The sequence below is a fragment of the Variovorax sp. CF313 genome, assembly GCF_000282635.1.
GTDB lineage: Bacteria > Pseudomonadota > Gammaproteobacteria > Burkholderiales > Burkholderiaceae_C > Variovorax.
The window spans coordinates 1-20,442 of the sequence record NZ_AKIW01000001.1; the positions used below are offsets into that span (position 1 = coordinate 1).

At 68.0% G+C, this 20,442-nt stretch carries 19 protein-coding genes; 13 read left to right on the plus strand and 6 right to left on the minus strand.

Annotated elements, in window-relative coordinates:
• Positions 1–533: AMIN domain-containing protein (locus PMI12_RS00005; protein WP_443259913.1), on the minus strand; the 533-nt coding region annotated here is incomplete at its 3' end.
• Positions 534–1,014: 481 nt separating this feature from the next.
• Between PMI12_RS00005 and PMI12_RS29540 the strand changes: the two genes are divergently transcribed.
• Together PMI12_RS29540 and PMI12_RS00010 are read left to right on the plus strand one after the other, a co-directional pair.
• Complete coding sequence (locus tag PMI12_RS29540; RefSeq protein WP_007827620.1) at positions 1,015–1,143, plus strand: hypothetical protein; 129 nt, start codon at positions 1,015–1,017, stop codon at positions 1,141–1,143.
• A complete protein-coding gene (locus PMI12_RS00010) occupies positions 1,140–1,676 on the plus strand; it encodes a methylated-DNA--[protein]-cysteine S-methyltransferase (RefSeq protein WP_007827622.1) in 537 nt (178 codons plus the stop codon). Before PMI12_RS29540 ends, PMI12_RS00010 begins: the two co-directional genes overlap by 4 nt.
• A gap of 17 nt (positions 1,677–1,693) precedes the next feature.
• Here PMI12_RS00010 and PMI12_RS00015 read toward each other — a convergent pair whose 3' ends face one another.
• Positions 1,694–2,917 carry an MFS transporter gene (locus PMI12_RS00015; RefSeq protein ID WP_007827625.1) on the minus strand — a complete coding sequence of 408 codons (1,224 nt, stop codon included), beginning with the start codon at positions 2,915–2,917 and terminating at the stop codon, positions 1,694–1,696.
• Positions 2,918–2,993: 76 nt separating this feature from the next.
• Positions 2,994–3,881, minus strand: coding sequence for a LysR substrate-binding domain-containing protein (locus PMI12_RS00020; RefSeq protein ID WP_007827626.1), 888 nt, complete (start codon positions 3,879–3,881; stop codon positions 2,994–2,996).
• A gap of 78 nt (positions 3,882–3,959) precedes the next feature.
• Between PMI12_RS00020 and PMI12_RS00025 the strand changes: the two genes are divergently transcribed.
• On the plus strand, positions 3,960–5,126 hold the full coding sequence (locus PMI12_RS00025) for an MFS transporter (protein WP_042672536.1): 1,167 nt from the start codon (positions 3,960–3,962) through the stop codon (positions 5,124–5,126).
• 116 nt (positions 5,127–5,242) lie between these two features.
• Here the strand turns inward: PMI12_RS00025 and PMI12_RS29130 are convergent, their stop codons facing one another.
• The 3 genes from PMI12_RS29130 to PMI12_RS00035 form a co-directional block, all read right to left on the minus strand.
• On the minus strand, positions 5,243–5,404 hold the full coding sequence (locus PMI12_RS29130; protein ID WP_165403270.1) for an HHHH-motif protein: 162 nt from the start codon (positions 5,402–5,404) through the stop codon (positions 5,243–5,245).
• Between the two features lie 154 nt (positions 5,405–5,558).
• A complete protein-coding gene (locus PMI12_RS00030; RefSeq protein WP_007827629.1) occupies positions 5,559–6,857 on the minus strand; it encodes an MFS transporter in 1,299 nt (432 codons plus the stop codon).
• A gap of 73 nt (positions 6,858–6,930) precedes the next feature.
• Complete coding sequence (locus tag PMI12_RS00035; RefSeq protein WP_007827631.1) at positions 6,931–8,793, minus strand: M48 family metallopeptidase; 1,863 nt, start codon at positions 8,791–8,793, stop codon at positions 6,931–6,933.
• Positions 8,794–9,089: 296 nt separating this feature from the next.
• Between PMI12_RS00035 and PMI12_RS00040 the strand changes: the two genes are divergently transcribed.
• The 10 genes from PMI12_RS00040 (at position 9,090) to PMI12_RS00085 (ending at position 20,395) form a co-directional block, all read left to right on the plus strand.
• Positions 9,090–9,950 carry a CmcJ/NvfI family oxidoreductase gene (locus PMI12_RS00040; RefSeq protein ID WP_007827632.1) on the plus strand — a complete coding sequence of 287 codons (861 nt, stop codon included), beginning with the start codon at positions 9,090–9,092 and terminating at the stop codon, positions 9,948–9,950.
• Positions 9,951–10,079: 129 nt separating this feature from the next.
• Positions 10,080–11,294: a multidrug effflux MFS transporter gene (locus tag PMI12_RS00045; RefSeq protein WP_007827633.1), complete on the plus strand. Its 1,215-nt coding sequence runs from the start codon at positions 10,080–10,082 to the stop codon at positions 11,292–11,294.
• On the plus strand, positions 11,294–12,742 hold the full coding sequence (locus tag PMI12_RS00050; protein ID WP_007827634.1) for an MFS transporter: 1,449 nt from the start codon (positions 11,294–11,296) through the stop codon (positions 12,740–12,742). The genes PMI12_RS00045 and PMI12_RS00050 overlap by 1 nt, the downstream gene beginning before the upstream one ends.
• A 70-nt stretch (positions 12,743–12,812) precedes the next feature.
• Positions 12,813–13,454: a paraquat-inducible protein A gene (locus PMI12_RS00055; protein ID WP_007827635.1), complete on the plus strand. Its 642-nt coding sequence runs from the start codon at positions 12,813–12,815 to the stop codon at positions 13,452–13,454.
• The gene (locus PMI12_RS00060; protein ID WP_007827636.1) at positions 13,451–14,170 is read left to right on the plus strand and encodes a paraquat-inducible protein A; all 720 of its coding nucleotides are present in this window, start codon (positions 13,451–13,453) and stop codon (positions 14,168–14,170) included. Before PMI12_RS00055 ends, PMI12_RS00060 begins: the two co-directional genes overlap by 4 nt.
• Positions 14,167–15,810 (plus strand): PqiB family protein, encoded by a 1,644-nt coding sequence (locus tag PMI12_RS00065; RefSeq protein WP_007827637.1) that lies wholly within the window; start codon positions 14,167–14,169, stop codon positions 15,808–15,810. Before PMI12_RS00060 ends, PMI12_RS00065 begins: the two co-directional genes overlap by 4 nt.
• Positions 15,807–16,427 (plus strand): PqiC family protein, encoded by a 621-nt coding sequence (locus PMI12_RS00070; protein WP_007827638.1) that lies wholly within the window; start codon positions 15,807–15,809, stop codon positions 16,425–16,427. Before PMI12_RS00065 ends, PMI12_RS00070 begins: the two co-directional genes overlap by 4 nt.
• Positions 16,428–16,581: 154 nt before the next feature.
• Complete coding sequence (locus PMI12_RS00075) at positions 16,582–18,183, plus strand: MFS transporter (RefSeq protein ID WP_007827640.1); 1,602 nt, start codon at positions 16,582–16,584, stop codon at positions 18,181–18,183.
• Between the two features lie 140 nt (positions 18,184–18,323).
• Positions 18,324–19,397 carry a LacI family DNA-binding transcriptional regulator gene (locus tag PMI12_RS00080; protein WP_007827641.1) on the plus strand — a complete coding sequence of 358 codons (1,074 nt, stop codon included), beginning with the start codon at positions 18,324–18,326 and terminating at the stop codon, positions 19,395–19,397.
• Positions 19,394–20,395 (plus strand): NAD(P)-dependent oxidoreductase, encoded by a 1,002-nt coding sequence (locus PMI12_RS00085; RefSeq protein WP_007827642.1) that lies wholly within the window; start codon positions 19,394–19,396, stop codon positions 20,393–20,395. Before PMI12_RS00080 ends, PMI12_RS00085 begins: the two co-directional genes overlap by 4 nt.
• Positions 20,396–20,442: the final 47 nt, after the last annotated feature.

The following is a 20,442-nucleotide window of genomic DNA, read 5'->3' on the forward strand; positions in this document are numbered from 1 at the left end:
ATGTCGGCATTGGAGAAGTTCAGCGTGATCGGCCCGCCGCGAACAGGCGCCACTGCGGCGTCTGCCGATGCGGATGTCTCCGGCGACCGTGTCTCGGCAACGGTCTGCAGCGTGACCCGCAGCGAATTGCCTCGTATCTCTGCCTTGTACGGCGTCGGCTGCCTGAGATTCAATACCACCCGGCTGCGCTCGCCTGCCTGAACCACATTGATCGAGCGCAGGTTGGGTTGATTCACTTCGATGGCTGCGCGTCCGACATCGCTTGCGACGCCGGGGAAATCCAGTGCGATGCGCGCGGGGCTCTGGACTGAAAACCCGCTGGGCACGGCGGCGAGCGATTGCGCCAGATCGATCTGGATCACCTCGACGCCCTGTTGGATGGAGGCTGCAACCGCCTTGATCGAATTTTGCGCACAGGCGGCGCCGAACGCGCCGGCGGCAAGCAGGCTCAAGCACACGGCGCGAACGCAGCGCGCAATGACGATCGACCTCCTCATGCGCCAGCGCCGAGACAACTTGTTGTTGTCCTGCAATCGAGAAGGGAAGGGGCGCATCGCGTGCGCAGAGTCTTCCACTTGTGCGTGGTTCGTTTCAGATCGAATGGCCGAGCACCATCACGACATACGGTTCAACCGACAGCGTAAGCCTGCTCAGGCCGAGCGAGGTCGAACCCTTGGTCAGTGCGACGGACGGGGGATTCATCGTGGCACGCGGCAAGCGCACGGGAAAAGGGAGCAGCATGAGATACGCGTCAACGGCGGTTTAAATTTGGATGTCGATCACACGCCGCTGCGGCTTCGTCGACCCTCAAGAGTCGCGTTCGCATTCACTGCCCGTCCTCGCCCACAAAAGATGCGGATCTTCCGGCGACGAGGGCACATGTGTCATTTGGTAACTTTGCGCGCCGATTGTCTGCCAAAACGTGTACTTTGCGCCAGCCATGAAAAATGGAATTCAGATACTCAGCTTTCAGGGTAATTGCCGAGGGCACAGAATGGCAGACCGCCCGTTTCGATGTCGATGACGCTCACTTCCTCCGTCCCCGTACAGCCCACGCTGCGGCTCGCGTTCGCGCTGTCGATGGGCGCGGCGGTGTCGCTCGGCATCACTCGCATTGCATATGCGCTGCAGGAGACGTCATGACCGGGTTTGCCTTGTTCGAGACTTCCATCGGCATGTGCGCCTTGGCCTGGGGACCGCGCGGACTGGTCGGCGTGCAACTGCCTGCCGACAAGGGCGAGGCAGCCACGCGGGCGCGGATGAAGCAACGCTTCCCTGAACTGAGCGAAGGGCCGCCGAGCGAGGCGGCGCAACGCGCCATCACCGCCATCCAGGGCCTGCTGCAAGGCGTGCACGACGACCTGGGCCACATCGAACTCGACATGCGCGGCGTGTCTGAGTTTCACCAGCGCATCTACGCGATCGCACGGCGCATTCCACCTGGGCAGACGCGCACCTATGGCGAGATCGCCGAGGAGCTGGGCGACAAGGGCCTGTCGCGTGCCGTGGGCCAGGCCATGGGCCACAACCCGTTCGCGCCGGTGGTGCCTTGCCATCGGGTTCTGGCGGCGGGCAACAAGCCCGGCGGCTTCTCGGCCGGCGGCGGCGCGCTGACCAAGCTGCGCATGCTCGACATCGAGGATGCGCGGCCTAACGGGATGGCTTCGCTTTTTTAGCGGCGCTTCCCCGCAGCTCAGGTGACCGGCACCGGCAACCGATGCAGCCCCGCGATGCGCGACGCGAAGATGATCGCCGCCTGCAGCACGAACCCTGCGAGCGCCAGCAGCAGGCAGGCCGGCTCGCCCCAGGCGGCCCCGACCACGCCGCCCAGTGCTGCGCCGATGGGCCGCGCCCCCGCATTGATCGTGAGGAACACGGCCGACACCCGGCCCAGCATCGTCGCTGCCGTCACGCTCTGGCGCAGCGTGGTCGTGGTAATGACCCACACCATCGGACCCGCGCCGAACAGAAAGAACGAGAGCGCAGCCAGCGCGGCGGTCGGTACGACGAGCGTGGCCGCCATCGCCGCCGCTGCAACAACCGCGACCGCGGGCCCGACCTGGATCGCGCGGCCGAACGCCAGGCACGCCACTGCGCGCGGCGTCAGCAGCGCGCCGACGACCATGCCCGCGCCATACATCGCCAGCGTGAGGCCGACCGCCTGCGCGCCCAGGCCAAGCACCCGCACCGCATAGGGCACGTAGCCGGCCTGCAGCACGAACCACGAGATGTTGAAGACCGCGCCGGTCATCAGCATCGGGCGCAGCATCTCGTGCCGCCAGACGAAGCGCGCGCCATCGCGCACCTCGAGCAGCGGATGCCGTCCGGAGGCGGGTGCGCGGGGCACCTCGCCCAATCGCAGCAGCAGGCCCACGGCCGCCACTGACAGCACCGCAGCCAGAACGAACGCGGCAGACGCACCGGCCCACGCCACCAGTGAGCCCGCGAGCGCGGGGCCGGCGGTGAATGCTGCGCTGCGCGCCAGTTCGAGCCGTCCGTTGGCCACGGCCAGCGCCTCACGCGGCACGAGTGCCGGCACCAGCGCGGGCGCCGCGACGCTGAAGCCCACGGTGCCCACCGCGCCCAGGAAACCAAGCGCGGCCAGCCAGCCGATGCTGAGCTTCGACGCGAACACCATCGCCAGCAACACGAGCAGCGACACCGCCCGCAGCCCCTCGGCCCAGACCATCAGCTGCCGCCGCGGCATGCGGTCCGCGAGCAGGCCCATGGGCATCGAGACCAGCAGGAAGGGCAGTGTCTGCACCGCCGCGAGAAAGCCGATTTCGCCCGGCCCTGCGCCGAGCGCCAGCACGGCAACCAGTGGCACGGCCGCAAGGCTCAGTTGCTCGGCGGACTGCGCGGCAAGGTTGGACCAGGCCAGGTTCTGGAAGGAGGGGGGAAGGAATGTAGGGGGCATGCACTCATCTTGCGAGCGGCGAGCTCGTGGCGCCGGCCGTTTCCGGACGCACGAGCATCCGCCGCACGCCGATCGACTACGCGCCCTGGGCCTGCATCTCCACGAACCATTCGGCCATGTACGCCGCTTCCGGCGCGGCATCGGGCGCCAGGCCGTAGTAGTACCGCTCCAGCGGCATGCGCAGCGTGGGCAGCGGCGACTGCAGGCGGCCCGAGGCCAGGTCGTGCGCCACCAGCGATGTCGGCGCCAGCGCAATGCCAAGCCCATCGACCGCGGCCTGCAGCACGAAGTGCAGGTGGTCGAACTGCAGCCGGCCCGCCGGCCGCGCGCGCGGCGCGCCGACCTGCTTCCTCCAGTCGTCCCAGTCGTCCTTGCGGGTCCTGGCCGACAGCAGCACGTGTGAGGCGAGCGCGCGCAGGTCGTCCAGCGGATGGGCCTTGAACAGCGAGGGCGCACCGACCACCAGCACCTCGTCTTCGAGAAAGGGCTGCACCTCCATCGAGGACGGCCAGCCTTCCAGGCCGCGACGCACCGCGATGTCGAAGCTGCCGACGGCCTGTTCGGGCATGACGGTGCTGGTGACGACCTGCGGCTCGATGTCGGGGTGGCGCTCGACGAAGGAGGGCAGGCGTGGAATGAGCCAGCGCACCGCGAAAGAAGGGCGCACGTTGATCCGCACCGCGCGGGCCGCCTCCCGCGACTGCAGCGCCCGCGCCGCCGCGCCGATCTGTGCAAGCGCTGGCTCCACCTCCGCGAAGAACTGCTGTCCCTCGGCAGTCAGCGCCACCTGCCGGATGCGGCGCTCGAACAGCGAGATGCCAAGGAACTCCTCCAGGCTCTTGATCTGCCGGCTCACCGCGCTGTGCGTGACGTGCAGCTCGAGCGCCGCACGCGTGAAGCTCAGGTGACGTGCCGCGGCGGTAAAGGCGCGCACGGCGTTGAGGGGAGGCTCTCGAAGCGGCATGCGTGCAATTTTCTCACGCATGACGGGCGTTAATGTCGTTTGTCGGCGGGGCAGGCGGCGGCGCACCATCAGCGCTCGATGTCTCGCACCCGACCCGCTTCCAGCCCCACGTCCACCGACCTGAATTCCCGCCACGCGGCGATGGCTCTCGGCCTTTCACTGCCGGCCGACGTGGTGCTCTACCTGCTGCTGCCGATGTACGCCAGCCAGTTCGGCGTGACGCTTGCCGAGACCGGCATGCTGCTCGCGGCCAACCGCCTGGTGCGCATCGCCGGCTATGGTTTCGTCGCGCGCTTCTACGCCCGCAACGGCGACCGGCTGACCTGCACCATTGCGGTGGTGGCGGCTGCCGTGTGCGGCTTGGGCTACGCCACGCTTTCGGGCTTCTGGGCGCTGCTGCCGCTGCGGCTGATGTGGGGCCTGTGCTTCGCGGCGCTGAACCTGTCGACGCAGGCGCTGGCCACGGCCGACCCGGTGGGTGCCGCGCGGCGCAACGGGCGTTCGCGCGCCTTCATTGCGGTGGGGCCGGTGCTCGCGCTGCCGCTGGGCGCGTTGCTGGCGCACTGGACGGGGCCGCGCGCGATCTTCGGCATCCTCGCGGTGTTCTCGCTGCTTGCGTGGTGCGTCACGCGGCGGCTTCCGGCGGCGCCGCATCCCGTGACCAGGCCGGCGAAGCGCTTCAAGCTGCCCAACAGCCTGGACGGCTGGTCGTTCATGGAAGGGCTGACGCTCGACGGGCTCTTCATCGTCGGCCTCTCTTACCTGGGCAAGGACCTGCTGCCGGGCGGCGCCGTGATCGTGGCCGGCGTACTGATGGCGTTGCGCTACCTCGCGGAGATTCTGCTGAGCCCGGTGGGCGGGCGCATGGCAGAGCATTTCGGCGCCGAGCGCCTGCTTGTGAGCCTGTCGCTCGTCACCGCCATCGCGCTCGTGGGCTTCGGCCTCGGCTGGCTGTGGAGCTGCGCGGCGCTGATCGTGGTGCTGCGCGCCCTGCAGCTGCCGCTGCTGCCGCCCATCGTGGCCCGCCGCACGCCGGGGCCGGAGCGTTTGCAGGCGCTGGCGGCCCGCTCCGTGTGGCGCGACATCGGCGCCGGCACCGGGCCGCTGATCGCGGGCCTGCTGCTGCCGGTCGCGTCGCCGCCGTGGATCTATGGCGTGGCTGCCTCGCTGCTCGCGCTGATGGCGCTGGCCTGCGGCTGGAGTGCATCGCCACCTGAAGCCGAAGCCGCGCGCACGGCCGGTTGACCGGCCACATGCCTCCTTCAGGAATCATCGCCATGACCACACTGCTACTCCATCGACGTTCGCCCAAGAAAAAGCCCGCATCAGCGGGCTTCCTGGAGCGGTCTGCACCGACAGAATCAACGCACCCAGTGGCAAACACGGTGGTGATGACGTGCATCCCACTTGCACACCTTGTGCTTCTTGGGGTGGTACGGCGCTGCCGAGGCGATGCTCGGTGCCAGCATGGCGAGGCCGGCGAACGCGAGGATGCTGGAGAGGATGAGCTGCTTGGTCTTCATGGGGTTCTTTCTAAGCAAAGACATCGAAGAAATGCGTCATTCAACGGGCGCTCTTGAAAAACGATCAGAGTTCACATTCGGATGACGTTTTGTACGAACTAAGCGTGAAAAATCGCACAGATCAATGGGGCCGAAATGTTGGGGCTAACCCGTATCAGGCCTGCCCGGGCAGCGCCGCCTGCTCCGTGCGCGCGTCGTGCCCGATGATCAGCACCAGCCCGAACGCCACCGCAGACAGCAGCGCCAGAAAGATCACCGCGTAGATGTCGTTGCCCATCCTGTCTTTCAGCGCGCCGAAGATCGTCGGGCCGATATAGCCGCCCAGGTTGCCGATGGAGTTGATCCACGCAATGCCCGCCGCAGCCGCCGTACCGCTCAGGATGGCGGTGGGCAGGGTCCAGAAGGTGGGCAGTGCGCTGAAGATGCCGAAGGCGGCGAGCGTCACGGCGGCCATCTTCGGAATGGGCGCGCTGGTCTGGGCGGCCAGCACCAGGCCGATGAAGATGCAGGCCAGCGGAATCAGCAGGAACCACTTGCGTTCCTTGCGCGCGTCGGAGGCACGCGTCCAGAACAGCATGGCGATGGCGCCGACCAGGTACGGGAAGGCGTTGATGAAGCCGATCTCCACGTTGCTCAGCCCGCCGAAGCCCTTGATGATCTGCGGCAGGAAGAAGCTCAGGCCGTACAGCGGCACGGTGATGCCCATGTAGACGAAGCCCAGCCCGATCACGCGCGGGTTCAGCAGCGACTGCTTCCACGAGATCGGGTTGATCGCCTCGCGGTTGCGGCGCTCCGTGTCGAGTGTCTGTTCCAGCCAGCTGTGCTCTTCCTTGGTGAGCCACTTGGCATCCTTCGGGCCGTCGGGCAGGTACATCAGCACGAAGAAGGTCAGGATCAGCGAAGGAAGCGCCTCCAGGATGAACAGCCACTGCCAGCCATGCATGCCGCCGATGCCGTCCATGTTCAGGATGTAGCCCGAGATCGGCGAGCCGATCACGGTCGAGATCGGAATGGCGAACATGAACCAGCCGACGATGCGCGCGCGGTACGCCGCCGGGAACCACAGCGTGATGTAGAAGATGACGCCCGGAAAGAAGCCGGCCTCCGCAATGCCCAGCAGGAATCGCACGATGTTGAAGCTGGTCGAGCCGCCCACCCATGCCTGGGCCGCCGAGAGGATGCCCCAGCTGAACATGATGCGGGCGATCCAGCGGCGCGCGCCGAAACGCTCCAGCGCCAGGTTGCTTGGCACCTCGAACAGGAAGTAGGCCAGGAAGAAGATGCCAGCCGCGCTGCCGAACACGGCGGCGGTGAAGCCCAGGTCCTTGGACATGGCCGCGCCTGCAAAGCCGAGGTTCACGCGATCGAGGTAGGCGATGAAGTAGCTGATCATCAGCAGCGGCAGGAGCCGCCAGCTGATCTTGGAGATGGCTCTTTGTTCGACGGTATTCATGGGTGTCTCCGGTGTTGGATGGTTTTATGGAGCTGGTCGGGAAGGGGGAAGGGCGGGCATTGCCGCCGGGGTGTCAAGGCTGCTGTTCCTGCTGCTTTTGCTGCGCCCTCATGATCTGGTGCCGCTGCCAGTAGTCCCCGGTGGCGGCCTTGAAGTTTTCCTTCTGCTTGCCCAGGCCCGCGAGCTTCACCTTGGTGGTGCGCGCGCCCAGCATGCCCTTGTCGTGGTGGGTGACGATGAGCGTGTCGCCGAAGCTGCCGTCCTTGTAGGTCAGGCCCTTGACCTCGTCCCACGCGATCGTCGAGCCGCCGTCGGCACTGGGGTGCATGCCGGCATAGGTGATGTCGATGCGGTCGCCGTTCTTCAGCGCGAAGCCGACCGGTGGAAAGTGCCGCAGCACGATGGCACGCTCTTCCTCGGTGGCCGGCTCGTAGCGGTAGGCCAGGCTCAGCTCGTGGTTCTGCACGAAGCGCTGCTCGTAGTCGCTCCACAGGCGTTGCTCGATGGCGGGGGCGGTCTCGATGTCGTCGGCCCACGAGGCTTGCGGTGCGGTCGCGACGATGGCGCCGTAGGCGCTCTCGGGCACGTGGTGGCCGACGTTGCGCATGCGCTCCAGCAGCGGAGGGTGGCTGTCGTAGGGGTGCGGCACGTCGGCGGTCTTCATCGCCTCGATGAACGCTTCGGAGCTGGCGTAGGGCGGCAGGCCGTCCGCCACGAAGCGGGCGATGCCCAGTGCGCCGTCATGCTCGCGGTTCTGCGCGAACAGCTTGTGCTCGACGTCGTTGCGGTAGCTCGCATAGGCGGAGATCTTGATGAGCGACTGCACGATGGCCTGCGGCGCCGTGAGGCCGGCGGCCACGCGGTCGGCCTTGTATTCGCGCTCGCGGCTGTCTCGCGCCAGGGCGAACGCGAAGATCATGCGGTACAGCCGCAGCAGGTAGTGCGCCACGATGGTGAGGCCGCCGCTGCGCATCTTCCAGGTGTACTGGTCGAACTGCAGCAGCTTGGGGCCGAGCGCCGCGCTGCTGCGGGTGTCGCCGCCGCCCAGGTGCGCCAGCTCGTGCGCGAGCACCGCATCGGCCTCGGCCTGGTCGAGCACGCGCAGCAGCGGAAGGCTGACGAACAGCGTGCGGCCCTGCAGGGTGCGGCCCCTGACTTCGCACGGTGCCTCGGTCACGAAGAAATTGGTGTCGATGCCGGCCACGATCTGGTCGGGTGGCGCCGTCTTCACGCGGCCTGCCAGCTGGCGGATGCGCTCCCACAGGCGCGGTGCGTCCGCCTGCGCGATCAGCTCGCCCTCGATCTCGTTGCCCCAGGGCAGCTTCTTGAACAGCGTGTAGATCGCGTAGAACACCGCGGCCCCGGCCATGATGCCCGCCAGCGCGATCAGCTTGACGTAGTAGCTCTGCCAGAAATAGGCCGTGAGCCAGAACGACAGCCACACCAGCATCGCGCTTTGCAGCACGACCTCGAGCGCGCTCGACACCGTCATCAGCCGCCAGCCCGCGACGAAGCTGGCGTAGCGCAACCCGCGGTTGGCGAAGGCCAGCGCGCCCAGCACCAGCGCCGCCGCGAGCAGCGCAGCACCGAGCACGATGGTCCAGACAGCGGCGCGGTCGGCCCAGTGGAACTGCCATTGCATCGAGTAGGGGCTGCACACCTTGTCGTGGAAGTTCCTGTCTTCCGGCGCGGTGGCGTCGCAGGCCCTGGAAAGCGGATGGCTGCGATAGAAATCGGTGGCTTCGGCCTTGTCCTTGGACGAGAGCTGCGCATCGCCGGCGATGCGCTTCTCTATCGATTGCAGGAACGCCGCATCCTGCGAACGCAGCGCGTATTCGGTGAAGGCCAGCGTTGCCGCGGGAATGGCGAACAGTGACACGAGCGTGAGAACGAAAACGCGCAAGAGGTCTGCGTGGATCGTGCGGGCGAGGGCCATAAGAGTGATGCTCCTTCCTGGATAGCGGATGCTGTGAGTTGTTGTGGGGCGGTCCGGAAAGGCGATAGGGTAGCGGGTGCGGCGCGTGGAGTGAAGCCTGCTGCAGCGTCAAGCGGCGCGGGGCACCGACCAGCCGCCGAGCAAGGTTATGCCCTTTGCATTCTTCTGATTCGCGGGGTGCAGGTATAGCCTTGGCGATCATCCGTGGCCGCAAGCTTCGTCATCACTTCTTCTGTGCTTTCTTCCCATTTCAGGCTCGCGGCCATTCGAGCAATCGTTTCGAGGAGTCGCATCGCATGAGTGCTGGGTCAAACGGACAGATGCTGGCAGCCACGCTGCCTTCGGTAGTGGCGGAGCTCAACTACCTGAAGGCGGGCCAGGGCCGGCCCGTGAGCTACACCTTCGAGCCGCCGCCGGGCACGCCCTGGGTGGCTGGCGAACTGGAGCCGCGCCGCGTGACGATCCGCGATGGCCGCCCGCTGGTGGCGCTGAACGAACTGACGCTGGACCGCAGCGGCTTCACGCAGATTTCGCATCGCAGCGCGCTCGCCGATTTCTCGCGTGACGAAACGATCCGCGACATCTACTACCGCGAGTCCGAGGCCTTGCTGCGCGACCTCACCGGTGCCGAGAAGATCGTCGTGTTCGACCACACGCTGCGTGACAGCGCACAAGGCTCGCGCCGCACGGCCGAACTGCGCGAGCCGGTGCGTCGCGTGCACAACGATCAGACTTTCGTTTCCGCGCCGCGCCGCGTGCGCGACCATCTGCCCCCCGAAGAGGCCGAGGAACGCCTGAAGCAGCGCTTCGCGATCATCAACCTGTGGCGCCCGCTGGCCACGGTCGAGCGCTTGCCGCTTGCGCTGTGCGATACACGCTCCATTTCACTGCAAGACATGGTGCCGAGCGACCTCGTCTATCCGGACAAGGTCGGCGAAATCTATTCCTTCACCTGGAACCCGAACCACCGGTGGTACTGGTTCCCGCGCCTGCGGCCCGACGAGGCGCTGCTGCTGAAAATCTACGACTCGCGCGAAGACGGCGTGGCGCGCTTCACCGCGCACACCGCGTTCGAAGACCCGACCGGTTCGCGCGAGGCGCCGCCTCGCCGCAGCATCGAACTGCGCGCGCTGGTGTTCTGGCCCGCCGGCAAGTAAGTCGAAACCGTTCATCCGGGCGAAGTCTTCGCAGCCTCGCGCCTGCGCGATTCTTTGGCCAGGATTAGCTCTGGCCAGAAGCAGACCCCACGCCTGCAGCGATTGCCGTGCTTGACGACAATCGGTTCAATGCGTTCTTCCCCCTTCTTCAAGATGGCCCTGCTGCTGGGCCTGCTCTCGGCCATCGGGCCATTCGCCATCGACATGTACCTGCCGGCGCTGCCCGCCATCGGACAAAGCCTGCGCGCCGACATCGGCGCCGTGCAGATGAGCCTCACGGCCTTCTTCCTGTCGCTCGGCGCGGGCCAGCTGCTGTACGGGCCGATCTCCGACATGGTGGGCCGCAAGCCGCCGCTGTATGCGGGGCTGCTGCTGTTCGCGCTCGCCAGCGTGGGCTGCGCGATGGCAACCGACATCCAGACGCTGATCGTGCTGCGCTTCGTCCAGGGCCTGGGCGCCGCGGCCGGCATGGCGATCCCGCGTGCGGTGGTGCGCGACCTGCACACGGGCACCGATGCCGCACGGCTCATGTCGCTGCTGATGCTGGTGTTCAGCGTGTCGCCAATCCTCGCGCCGCTCGCGGGCAGCGCGGTGATCGCGGTTGCGGGCTGGCGCGGCGTGTTCTGGGCCGTGACCGTCGCGGCCGTCGCGGGCCTCGCGATGATGGTCAAGCTGCTCGACGAAACGCGCCCCGCCTCGGAACGCGTCGAGAGCAGCCTCGGCAGCGCGCTGTCAGCCTACTGGCTGCTGCTGCGCGACGCGCACTACCTCGGGCTGGTGTTCATCGGCAGCTTCGCGATGGCGGGCTTCTTCACCTACCTCGCGAATTCATCGTTCGTGATGATCGACCACTACGGCCTGTCGCCCGCGCTCTACAGCGTGGCCTTCGGCGTGAACGCGGCGGCCTTCATCGGGGCCTCGCAATTCACCGGCTCGCTGGGCGAGCGCTACGGGCTGGTCAATCTCGTGAAGTTCGGTGTGGTGTGCTGCGGTGTTGCAATGCTCGCGATGTTCGCCTACTTCGCGATGGGCGGCGACAGCCTCTGGGTGCTCATCGTGCTGTACTTCATCGCCTCGGGCTTCATGGGACTGGTGATCCCGACCACCGGCGTGCTGGCGCTCGAGAAGCACGGCGCGATCGCAGGCACCGCCTCGGCGCTGCTCGGTACGCTGCAGATGCTGACGGGCGCACTGGCGATGGCGGTGGTGGGCTTTTTCACCGACGGCCGGCCGCTGCCGATGGTGGCCGGCATGGCCGGTGGCGCGCTCATCGCACTGGTGCTGACCTGGCTCACGCTGGGCGGCGTGGGCTCCGAACAGGCGCGCAGGGCGCAGCGGGCCTGATGAACACGGTACGCGCAGGCGCCGGGCTCCCGGTGGCCGAAGACCACGACGATGCAGCCCGCAAACCCTTGGACGGGCTGGCCCTGCCGGAGCGCGGCTGGGCAATGCTGGTCATCATCCTCGGGCTGATCGTGGCGGTGCTCGACGGCACCATCGTCAACCTCGCACTGCCGGGCATCGCGCGTGAGCTGCAGGCCAGCCCGTCCCAGGCGATCTGGGTGGTCAATGCGTACCAGATCGCGACGCTGGTGATGCTGCTGCCGCTGGCTTCGCTGGGCGATCTCGTGGGCTACCGGCGCGTGTACCTCGTGGGCATGGCGGTGTTCGCGCTGTCGTCGCTGGCCGCCACGTTTGCCAATTCGCTCGGCACGCTGATCGCCGCGCGCGCCTTCCAGGGGCTGGGCGCCGCCGGCATCATGAGCGTGAACGCGGCGCTGGTGCGGCTGACGTATCCGTCGGCGCAGCTGGGCAAGGGCATGGCCATCAACTCGCTGGTGGTCGCGACGTCTTCCGTGGCCGGGCCTTCGGTGGCTGCGGCCATCCTGTCGGTGGCCTCGTGGCCGTGGCTCTTCGCCATCAACGTGCCGCTGGGCATCGTCACCTTCGCGCTGGGCATGCGGGCGCTGCCGTTCAACCGCGTGGCGCCGGCTGCGGGGCTGCGGTTCTCGCCGGTCGACGTGGCGCTCAACGTGCTGATGTTCTCGCTCGTGTTCCTCGGTGTGGACCGGCTCGGCGTGCGCGAGGGGGCGGTGCAGGGCGCTGGCGGTTCGCAGGCCTCGGCCTGGGGCATCCTGCTGGCCGGGGTGGTGGTCGGCTTCATCTACCTGCAGCGCCAGCGCAGGCAGGCAGTGCCGCTGTTCCCCATCGACCTGCTGCGCATTCCGGTGTTCGCGCTGTCGATGGGCACCTCGGTCGCCGCGTTCTGCGCTCAGATGCTGGCCTACATCGCGCTGCCATTCCTGCTGCTGGACGTGTACGGGCGCAGCCACATCGAGGCCGGGCTGCTGATCACGGCATGGCCACTGGCCATCGTGGTGATGGCGCCCATCGCCGGGCGCCTGATCGGCCGCTACCCCGACGGGCTGCTGGGCGGCATCGGGTTGGGCCTGCTGGCCAGCGGCCTGGCGCTGCTGGCGGCGCTGCCTGCGCACCCGGGCGATGCCGACATCGCCTGGCGCATGGCGCTGTGCGGGCTGGGCTTCGGACTGTTCCAGTCGCCCAACAACCACACCATCGTGACCTCTCCGCCCGCGCACCGCAGCGGCGCGGCCAGCGGCATGCTGGGCACGGCCCGGCTGACCGGGCAGACGCTGGGGGCGGTGGTGCTGGCGGGGGTCTTCAGTGTCTGGAGCCCGCACGGGGGGCATGGCCCGGTGGTGGCGCTGGTGCTGGCAGCCAGCTGTGCCGCGGTGGCGGCGGTTTTCAGCACCCTGCGCCTCAGGACGTAGGGCCGGGCGAGGGCGGTTAATTGGTTTCAATTCCAGGCCCCGGCGGCTGAATGAGTTAGGGTACTCACCTATGACGGAAGTACCTGACACCGTGGTCTGCCCGGGTTGCGATGCGGTCTACAGCCGCACGCCGCTGCAGCCGCGCGACGTGGCGCACTGTCCGCGCTGCGGCACCGAGCTCGACCGGCACCCCGGCCGGCAGGAGCACCGCATTCTCCCGCTGACGGTGGCCTGCCTGATCATGTTCGCCATCGCGAACCTGTTTCCCATCGTCGAGATCGAGCTTCAGGGCCTGCGCAGCCAGACCACGCTGGCCGGCGCGGTGGTGGCGCTGGGCGCCGAGGGCATGTCGGTGGTGGCGCTGCTGGTGCTGGCCACGACCATTCTTTTTCCCTTCCTGCAGCTGTGCATCCTCGCGTACCTGCTGGTTCCGCTGAGTCGCGAGCGCCGGCCCGGGGGCTTCGCGCTGCTGGTGCGGCTGATGCAGTCGCTGCGGCCCTGGGGAATGATCGAAGTGTTCCTGCTCGGCGTGCTGGTGGCCATCGTCAAGCTCTCCAGCATGGCGACCGTGGTGCCGGGCGCGGCGCTGTGGGCCTTCATGGCGCTCACGGTCATGCTGACGGTGGTGCTGTCGTTCAACCCCGGCGCGTTCTGGGAAATGACGTTCCGACCGAAGGGCGAGGCGCAGGATGAAGGAGCGCCGGCATCATGAAGCTGTTCGCCTTCCCGTGGCCGCGCGGACCCCGCGAGGTCGACGATGCTCACGACCTCCACGACGAGGACGCGCATGTCCCCACCGCCGCCTCGCTCGGCCTCACGGCCTGCCCACACTGCGCCGCCGTCTGGAAGGGGGCCCAAGAGGGCGAGGCCTGCGGCCGCTGCGGCACGCGCCTGCACACGCGCAAGCCGCAGAGCCTGAACCGCACCTGGGCCCTGCTGATCGCGGCGTGCATGATGTACATCCCGGCCAACCTGCTGCCGGTGATGATCACGCGCACGCTGTTCGGCACGCAGAACGACACCATCCTGAGCGGGGTGATCTATTTCTGGGTGTCGGGCGCCTACGGCCTCGCGGCCATCGTCTTCATCGCGAGTTTCCTGGTGCCGCTGTTCAAGCTGGCGGTGCTTTTCCTGCTCGTGGTGCTGGCGCAGCGCGGCAGTACCTGGCGCCGGCGCGAGCGGGCGAAGCTGTATCACATCATCGAGGTCATCGGCCGCTGGTCGATGCTCGACGTGTTCGTGGTGTCGCTGCTGACCGGGCTGGTGCAGATCCAGGGTTTCGCTGTCATCACCGCGGGCGTGGGCATCGCGGCCTTCGGGGCGGTCGTGGTGCTGACCATGCTGGCCTCGCTGAGCTTCGACCCGAAGCTCACGTGGGACAGCGAAGTGGCACAGGGACATGAAATCGGAGACGAGAAACCAGCATGAGTGAAGAAGACCAACCCCAGGACAAACCAACGCCCCCGCCCGCGCTGCCCAGGCCGCGCGTGGTGCGCCGGCGCGAATGGCTGCCCTCGCTGATCTGGCTGATTCCCATCGTGGCTGCGCTGGTCGGCATCACGCTGGTCGCACGCATCCTGCTGGAGCGCGGGCCCGAGGTGGTGCTGACCTTCAAGACGGCCGAGGGGCTGGAGGCCGGCAAGACCGCCGTGAAGTACAAGGACGTGCAGATCGGCCTCGTCACCCATCTGCGGCTGGCGCGCGACCGCTCGCACGTGCGCGTGCTGGTGCAGTTCAACAAGGACGCCAAGGGCTTCACCGCCGCGGACTCGCGCTTCTGGGTGGTGCGGCCCCGGCTCGACACCTCGGGCATCTCGGGGCTCAACACCTTGCTGTCGGGCGCTTACATCGGCGCCGACGCGGGCGTGTCGGAAGACACCGCGGGCGAGTTCACCGGGCTCGAAACCCCGCCCATCGTCACGCGCGACGACTCGGGCAAGCAGTTCCTGCTGCGCGCCAACGACGTGGGCTCGCTAGACGTGGGCTCGCCGGTGTACTTCAGGCGCATCAAGGTAGGGCAGGTGGCGGCCTACGAACTCGATGGCGATGGGCGCGGCGTGACCATGCGCGTCTTCGTGAACTCGCCCTACGACAAGTTCGTGGGCATGAACACGCGCTTCTGGCAGGCCAGCGGCATCGACGCGCAGCTCAGCGCCAGCGGCTTCACGCTGCGCACGCAGTCGCTGGCGACCATCCTGCTCGGCGGCATCGCCTTCCAGGCGCCCGACGACACGATGGGCCCGGTCGCGAAGGAGAATGCCGCCTTCGCGCTGGCGCAGGACGAAGCCGCCGCCATGAAGGAGCCCGACGGGCCTTCGCAACCGCTGCTGATGTACTTCAACCAGTCGCTGCGCGGCCTGACGCCGGGTGCGCCGGTGGATTTCCGCGGCGTGGTGATCGGCGAGGTCAAGTCGATCGGCGTCGAGTTCGACCGCGCCGAGCGCGAGTTCCGCATGCCGGTGCTGGTGCAGGTCTACCCCGACCGGCTGCGCCGCCGCGCCGGCGAGAGCGGCACCGAATCGCGCGCCACCCAGCAGGAGCGGCTGCGCTTCCTGGCCGAGAAGGGCCTGCGCGCCCAGCTGCGCAACGGCAACCTGCTGACGGGGCAGGTCTACGTGGCGCTCGACTTCTTCCCGAAGGCGCCGCCGGTCAAGATCGACCTGACGAAGAATCCGGTCGAGCTGCCCACCGTGGCCAACAGCCTCGACGAGATTCAGTCGCAGGTGCAGGAAATCGCGACCAAGCTCAACAAGGTGCCGTATGAGCAGATCGCGGGCGACCTGCGCACCACGCTCGCGGCGCTCAACAAGACGCTGACGACCACCGAGCAGACGGTGAACCGCATCAACAACGACGTCACGCCCGAGCTGGCCGCGGCCATGAAGGACGTGCGCAAGACCGTGAGCTCGGCCGAGCGCACGCTGGCCGACGACTCGCCGCTGCAGCAGGACATGCGCCAGACGCTGCAGGAGCTGACGCGCGCCGCGGGCTCGGTGCGCGTGCTGACCGACTACCTCGAACGCCATCCCGAGTCGCTGCTGCGCGGCAAACCGGACGACAGGAAATGAAGAAGAACCTAGCCTTCCTCGCGCTGGCGGCCCTGCTCGCGGGCTGCGCCAGCAAGCCCGACAGCTACTACACGCTGGCCAGCCCGGTGGCCGCCGCCGAGGCTGCGCCTTCGACGCTCGGCAGCGCCGCGCCGCTCTACATCGAGCTCGCGCCCGTGGCCGTGCCCGAGCGCTTCGCGCGGCCGCAGATGGTGGTGCGCCAGCCCAACGGCAGCGTGCAGGTCGAGGTGCTGGAGCAGCACCGCTGGGCCTCTTCGTTCGAGAACGAGCTGCGCGATGCACTGGCCAGCGGCATCGCCGGGCGCCTCGGCGCGCTGGACGTGACCAAGGGCGGCCGGCAGGGCTCGCAGCCGGTGTGGCGCATCGCGGTGCAGCTGCGGCAGTTCGACGCGGTCGATGGCGGGCGCGTCGATGCCAGCTTCGGCTGGACGCTGCGGCGTTCGGACGAGGCACGCACGGTGGTGTGCCAGCTGGACCTCGGCGAGGCCGTGGGCACCGGGATGGACGCGGTGGCGCAAGGGGCGCAGCGCGTGGCGTCGGCGGCGGCCGCAGCGATGGCGCGCAGCGTGAATGCGGCGCGTGCGAATCCGTCGGCCACTGCCTGCGTGACGACCTGACCTCGTCTTTCTCCCTCCCCCTCTGGGGGAGGGCTGGGGTGGGGGCGCGCGACGGCGATCGATCAAGCATGGCGTATCGTGCAGGGGCAGCCCCCATCCCAACCTTCCCCCAGAGGGGGAAGGAGCAAAACGGAATCCAATCGACGGAGATCCCATGGCACAGATCGGCAAGGCTCCCTGCGACGACACGTTGATCCTGCATGGCGCGCGGGCGGAAGAGGGGACCTGTCCCGAGGCTTCCAAGCCCTGGGTGCTGGGCGCGGCTGTCGTGGGGTCGAGCATGGCCTTCATCGACGGCACGGTGGTCAACGTGGCGCTGCCGGCCATCCAGGCCGAGCTGCAGGCCACGGCGTTCCAGGCGCAATGGGTGGTCGAGTCGTATGCCTTGCTGCTGGCGGCACTGCTGCTCGTGGGCGGCGCACTGGGCGATCGCTATGGCCGGCGGCGCATCTTCGCGATCGGCGTCGGCATCTTCGCGCTCTCTTCGGTGGCCTGCGGGCTCGCGGCCACCGTGCAGCAGCTCATTGCCGCGCGGGCGGTGCAGGGCATCGGCGGCGCGCTGCTGGTGCCGGGCAGCCTGGCGCTGATCAGCGCGTCGTTTCCCGAGAAGGAGCGCGGCAAGGCCATCGGCACATGGTCAGGCTTCAGCGGCATCACGGCGGCGGTGGGGCCGGTGCTGGGCGGCTTCCTGGTCGATCACTTCTCGTGGACCTGGGCCTTTTTCATCAACGTACCGATGGCGCTGCTGGTGCTGTGGATCGTGTGGCGCCACGTGCCCGAGAGCCGCGGCGCATCGGCCACCGGCAGGCTGGACTTCTGGGGCGCGCTGCTGGCGACGGCCGGGCTTGGCGGCGTCGTCTATGCCTTCATCGAGGCGCCCACGCAAGGCTGGGGTTCGCCGGCCGTGCTCGGGGCGCTGGCCCTGGGTGTGCTGGGCAGCGCGGGCTTCATTGCCGCCGAGCGCAAGATGCGCACGCCGATGCTGCCGCTGACCTTGCTGCGCATCGGCAACTTCAGCGGCGCGAATCTGCTGACCCTGCTGCTTTACGCGGCGCTGGGCGGCGGGCTGTACTTCTTCCCGCTCAACCTGATCCAGGTGCAGGGCTACTCGGCCACCGTGGCGGGCGCGGCGCTGCTGCCTTTCATCTTCACCATGTTCGCGCTCTCGCGCTGGGCCGGACAGTTGGTCGACCGCTTCGGGCCGCGTTTGCCGCTGGTCATCGGGCCTTCGATTGCGGCGGTCGGCTTTGCGCTCTTTGCCGTGCCGGGCGTCGGCGCGAGCTACTGGAGCGGCTTCCTGCCGGCGGTGGCGGTGCTTGGCTTCGGCATGACGGTGACGGTGGCGCCGTTGACCACCACCGTCATGAATGCGGTCGGGCCGGACCTGGCGGGCGTGGCTTCGGGCGTGAACAACGCCGTGTCGCGTGCGGCGGCGGTGCTGGCGATTGCGGTGTTCGGCGCAATCATGGCCTGGGCCTTCGACGTCGCGCTGGAAGAGCATCTGCGGGGCATGGGCGCTTCGGCGCAGGTGGCGGCTTTTCTCGAAGGCGAGCGCAGCAAGCTGGCGGGCGCGGCGCTGCCGCCGGGCGTGGATGCGGCCACGGCGGCAGCCCTCAAGAGGGCCGTGGCCGAATCCTTCGTGGCTGGCTTTCGCTGGGTGATGCTGCTGAGCGCGGGACTGGCCGTACTGAGCGCGGTGAGTGCCTGGCTGATGATCGGTGCGGTGCCTGCGGCCAGGCCGGCCACGGAGAAATAGCTAGGGCGGGTACGGAGGCGGGACTCGACGAAGTCCGTTACCTTCGTTGTGCGTTGGCGGAAGCGCCCGCGTGTTCCGCGTGGCCGCCAATGCACGCGGGGGAGCGACTCGAAAAACATAAGACAGAAGGGGGAGATGCCATGAGCAGAATCAGCGACGTGGCCCGGCGGGCAGGCGTTTCGAACAGCACCGTATCGAACGTGATGAACGGACGCAGCGATCGCATGGCCAAGGAAACGCTGGCACGCGTCGAGGCCGCCATCCGCGATCTGAAATACCGGCCCAACACCTCGGCGCGGCAGCTCAAGACCGGGCACACGCCGCTGATCGGCCTGCTGGTGCCGTCGATGGCCAACCCCATGTACGGCTTCATCGCGCGCGAAGTCGAAACGCTGGCGCAGGAGCGCTACGGCTTCCGGATCATGATCGGCAACACCTACCGCGACGCCGCGAAGGAAGCGCATTTCTTCGAGGACCTGATGGCGCACGGCGTGCGCGGCGTGATCATCATCTCGTCGCTGCTCGACGAGCAGCACGTCGAGGCCGCCGCCGAGGGCGGGCTGGTGGTGGTCAGCTACGACCGGCGCGCCACGCCGGGCATGGCCTCGGTCATCGACCACGTGACCGTCGACAACTTCGAGACCTCGCGCCTCGCCACCCAGCACCTGATCGAGCAGGGACATCTGCGGCTGGCGTTCGTCACGCCCTCCGGACGCACTATGAGCCGCAGCGAAAAGGTCGACGGCTTCCTCGCTGCCGTCCGGACTGCGGGCCTCGAAGGCAGCGCCCAGGTGGTCGAAGGCCTGCCGGTCGACGAGTACGGCGATTCGATGATGAGCGAACTGGGCCGCACGCAGGCGGTGCTGATGGCGAAGTCGAAACAGCGCCCGACCGGCGTGATCGGCGTGAACGACCTGCTGGCCTTCGGCCTGATGGCGGGTTTTCGCGATGCCGGGCTTGCCGTGCCGCAGGACGTGTCGGTCATCGGCATCGACAACGTGTTTCTATCGACGCTGATGTATCCCGCCATGACTTCGGTGCGCGTGCCCGTACCCGAGATGGCGCAGGTGATGGTGGAGCGCGTGATGAACCGGCTGTCGGACCCGTCGCTGCCGGCGCAGGAGTTTGTCTTTGCGCCCACGCTGGTGGCACGCGATTCGGTCGCAGCGCCGCTGCGCGGAGAGTCGCCAGCCGGACAGGTGCTTTTTTCATGACCACGGTTTTCGTCAGCCATCCGCAGAGCAAGCTCGCGCACTATTTCGGCGACCGGGCCTCTGCCGCCTTGCAGGCCATCGCGCAGGTGCGCTTCAACCCCACGGACACCGATCTTTCGTCGGCCGACCTGGCCGAACAGGCGCGGGACTGCGACGCCATCGTTTCCTACCGCCAGACGGCGGGCGACGAGGCGCTGTTCGCCGCGCTGCCGCAGTTGAAAGCCTTCGTGCGCTGCGCCATCGACATCCGCAACATCGACGTGGCGTCGGCCAGCCGGCATGGTGTGCTGGTCACGCGGGCGAGCGCGGGGTTCGTTCCTGCGGTGGCCGAGTGGATCGTGGGCGCAATGATCGACCTGGGGCGGCACATCAGCGCGTCGTCCGAGGGCTACCACGCAGGCCGGACCGTGGCATCGGCAATGGGTCGCGAACTGCGTGGCAGCACGCTGGGCGTGATCGGCTACGGGCAAATCGGCCGCTACCTGTGCGACATCGCGCTGGCGCTGGGCATGCGCATCGTCGTGCACGACCCGCACACCGCAACCGGCCGGGCCGAGTTCGCACAGGCGACGCTCGAAGCGCTGCTGGCGCAAGCCGACTTCGTGGCCTGCCTCGCAGCCGCCACCGGGGAGACCGAGAACATGATGAATGCCGCAGCCTTCGCAGCGATGCAGCCCCATGCCTTCTTCATCAATGCATCGCGCGGCGATCTCGTGGATGAAGACGCGCTGCTCGCTGCGCTCGATGCAGGAGTCATTGCCGGCTGCGCGCTGGACGTGGGCCGTGCACCCGACCAGATGCCGTCGCTGCGCGTGGCGGCGCACCCGCGCGTGATCGCCACGCCGCACATCGGCGGACTCACGCCGCCGGCCGTGGAGCACCAGGCCATGGAGACCGTGTCGCAGCTGGCGGAGATTTTCCAGGGCAGGGCACCGCAGGGCGCGGTCAATGCGGCCGAGGCATTCCGCTGGCGGCAAGCGTTCAGGGTGGGTGCCTGAGCCTCGATGGGAACTTCCCGCTGACAGGCGCCGCACGGGTTGACAAG